This is a genomic window from Massilia sp. P2_C2, from assembly GCF_056404615.1.
On record NZ_JBFUDR010000487.1, the window covers coordinates 1 to 3,105 of the forward strand.

4 protein-coding genes are annotated in these 3,105 nt (G+C 66.2%); all 4 read right to left on the reverse strand.

Annotated elements, in window-relative coordinates; genetic code table 11:
• The coding region (locus AC1DYX_RS29815) for an SRPBCC family protein (protein WP_477265631.1) at positions 1–798 on the reverse strand (798 nt) is incomplete at its 3' end.
• Complete coding sequence (locus tag AC1DYX_RS29820; RefSeq protein ID WP_477265633.1) at positions 770–1,486, reverse strand: phosphoribosyltransferase; 717 nt, start codon at positions 1,484–1,486, stop codon at positions 770–772. The genes AC1DYX_RS29815 and AC1DYX_RS29820, both read right to left, overlap by 29 nt.
• Before the next feature lie 77 nt (positions 1,487–1,563).
• Positions 1,564–2,031, reverse strand: coding sequence for an Hsp20/alpha crystallin family protein (locus tag AC1DYX_RS29825; RefSeq protein WP_477265634.1), 468 nt, complete (start codon positions 2,029–2,031; stop codon positions 1,564–1,566).
• A 33-nt stretch (positions 2,032–2,064) separates the two neighbouring features.
• A partial coding sequence (locus AC1DYX_RS29830; protein WP_477265636.1) for an RNA-guided endonuclease InsQ/TnpB family protein occupies positions 2,065–3,105 on the reverse strand: 1,041 nt, incomplete at its 5' end.

Sequence of the window (3,105 nt, forward strand, 5' to 3'; positions counted from 1 at the left end):
GCCGTGCCCGAGATCGCGCACTTCCACCACGTGCGACATGAATTGAGGAAAGTTCTCGTAATTGGTCCACAGGTCGTACACCTCGTCGGGCGCGGCGTCGATATGGATCGACTTGCTGAAATCGATCGTCTGGTCCGTGGAGAAGCTGCGGGTCCGGTTTCTCAGCATATCCATCACGGGCCGGCCGGCCGCGCCGCGCGCCAGCAGCAGGGCGCCGCCCAGGCCGAGCAGCAGCGCCAGCGGCGAGCGTTTGGTCAGCGCATACAGGGCCAGCAGGCCGCCGCCGGCGAGTGCCGAATTGCGCGCGGTGGGCGTCCATTCGCCGCCCGGGCCCTGCAGCGTGCCGCGCACGCGCGCCCGCAGGCCACTGGCGCCGTATGTCCTGGAATAGGTGGCGCTTTTCGCCTTGTCCACGCCCGATTCGACGGCGTCGCCGGCCCGGGACATCGTGTCCTTCGCCTTGTCGATGCCGGCGTCGAGCGCCGCACCGGCCGCGCGGCCCATGCGCTCGAGGGTCGAGCCCGTGTGCGCCGCGCCGTCCGGCCGGATGCGCTCCGCGATGTCGGCAGCGCTGTTGCGCAGCTCGTCGCTGATGGCGCCGATCCGCTCGCCCGCCCCGTGCCAGACATTGCCCAGCGCACTCGTCGTACGGGACCCGGCATTGCGTACGGCCGCGGCCGACTGGGCGCGCCGCGCGCTGCCGCGGTCCGGGTCGAGCATGTACATCAACAGGGCGCCGGCGGCGGCTCCGCCCAGCCATTTCGCGATGTCAAAGCCTGTGTCTGTCTGCTGTCTCATGATTCGCTCCTCCGGTTGGTCTGGCCCTGGCCACCTGGTCATGCCAGGCGGTGGCCAGCAAATCCTGCACTTCCTCGTCGCCCGTCTGGTCGAACGTGTCGTACCACTGGCCGACCGCGCGGAAGTTGAGCGGGGTCGACAGGCAAACCAGTTCATCGACGCGCGGCGCGAGCGCGGCCGCCGTGTCCGGCGGCGCGACGGGAATCGCCAGTATCAGCTCGTGCGGCCCCAGGTGGCGCGCGACCTCGATCGCGGCCTGCATCGTGGAACCCGTGGCGACGCCGTCGTCGACGAGGATCGCGCAGCGGCCCGCGAGGTCGAGCGGCGGCCGCCCGCCGCGGTAGGCGCGCTCGCGCCGCTGCAGTTCGGCCAGTTCGCGCGCCGCGACCTGTTCCACGACTTCCGCGGTGACGCCCATCAGGCCGGGCACGCCGGGCTGGAGCACGCGTACGCCGCCGCTGCCCACCGCGCCCATCGCGAATTCCTCGTGGCCCGGCATGCCGAGCTTGCGCACGATGAGGATGTCGAGGTCGATGCCGAGGCGTTGCGCGACGGCGTATCCGACCGGCACGCCGCCGCGCGGCAGGGCCAGCACGATGGCATCGGGCCGTCCGGCCCAGGCGGACAGCCGCTTGGCCAGCAGGCGGCCCGCCTCGGTGCGGTTCTTGAAATGACGGGTGTCGGCCATGATGCACTGCTTCCGTTACCGTTTCGTTCGTGACGGCGCGCCCGCCGCCGCCGCACGCGCCGCGTGTGCCCGGCGGCTTACTGGATCGTCAGCTTGCGTGCCGTGCCGCCCTGTTTCTTGGGCAACGACAGCATCAGCACGCCGTCCTCGAGTCGCGCCTGGGCACTCGTGTCGTCGACTTCGGTGGGCAGCGTGAAGCTGCGCTGGTACTTGCGTGTCGAGCGCTCAGAATACACCACCTGTTCGCCCTGGCGCTGTTCGTTTGCCTGCTGACACTCGCCCTCGATGGTGACGCGTTGGCCATCGATCGAGACGTTCACATCCTCCTTCTTGACGCCCGGCATCTCGGCCTTCACCTCGAACGTTTGTTCCGTCTCGGTGACGTCCAGGCGCGGCAAGCCGACATCCTCGCCGGACCAGCGGCCCTGGGTGAGCGGGGCAAAGAAATCCTGGAACATGTTCTCGAACATGCGGCCGAACTGGTCCTCCATGCCGCCGGAACGGTACGAGGAAAGCGGTGTCGTGCTTCTTCTGATCAGGTTCATGATAGACCTCCGTTCTTTCAAACTTACGCAAAGTTAGCCATAGTTAACTTTGCCGTTAAATTCCTGCTTCGCCGGGGCCGGTTTCACCCTGCGCTCGCGCACAGGGCCAGCGCCTTCCCCTCCACAGGCCGATGCGGTCGAACTGACCGCCACATTTCTCAGATTGATCGCCGCGTTCACATCGCGATTGTTCAACGCCCCGCAACCTGGGCAGCTCCAGTGCCGCATCTCCAGGCCGAGCGATTCCAACCGATACGCACAACACGAACACAACTTGCTACTCGGGAACCAGCGATCGACCAGTACGACCTGCCCGCCACGCCAGGCCGCCTTGTACTCGAGCTGGCGGCGTAGTTCATAAAAGCCCATGTCGGCAATGGCTCGCGCCAAGTGCCGGTTGCCCAGCATGCCCTTGACGTTCAGATCCTCGATGCCGATCGTGTGAAAGCAGCGCGTGATGCTGGTGCTCAGCTTATGCAGGCTGTCGCGGCGAATGTTTGCGATTCGTGCGTGCAGCCTCGCCAGTTTCAGCTTCGCCCTGCCGCAATTACGCGACCCTTTGACTTTACGGGACAGGGCACGTGACAGTCGCCGCAACCGTACCAGCAAGCTACGCAACGGCTTCGGACCCTGAAACGTTTCTCCAGTCGACAGGGTGGCCAGTGCCGTGACGCCCAGGTCCACCCCGACCGCGCTTTGGTTATCGGCTGGCGGCAGAGATGAATCGGACGTGTCTACGGTAATGCTGGCATACCAGTGGTCGGCGACGCGTGCGACCGAAGCCGACACGACCTTGCCCGCGTAGCGCAACGCCTCCCACATGCGGACCCATCCCAGCTTCGGGATGCGGATATGCCGACCCTCGATTAGGAACTGATCGTTGCTCAGGGTGAAGCGGTCATCCTGTCCTTTCCTGCGAAACCTCGGGTAACGGGCGCGGCCTGCAAAGAAGTTCTCGAAGGCCCGTCCCAACTGCATGATGGCCATCTGCGGCGCGTTCTTGGTGACTTCCAGCATCCAGGGGAATTGGTCGCGCTTGATGCTGTTAAGCTGGCGCCGCAACGCCGCTTCGGA

Coding starts and splice junctions, on each gene's coding strand:
- AC1DYX_RS29820 (WP_477265633.1), bottom strand. CDS start 1,486: ATGGCCGACACCCGTCATTTCAAGAACCGCACCGAGGCGGGCCGCCTG.
- AC1DYX_RS29825 (WP_477265634.1), bottom strand. CDS start 2,031: ATGAACCTGATCAGAAGAAGCACGACACCGCTTTCCTCGTACCGTTCC.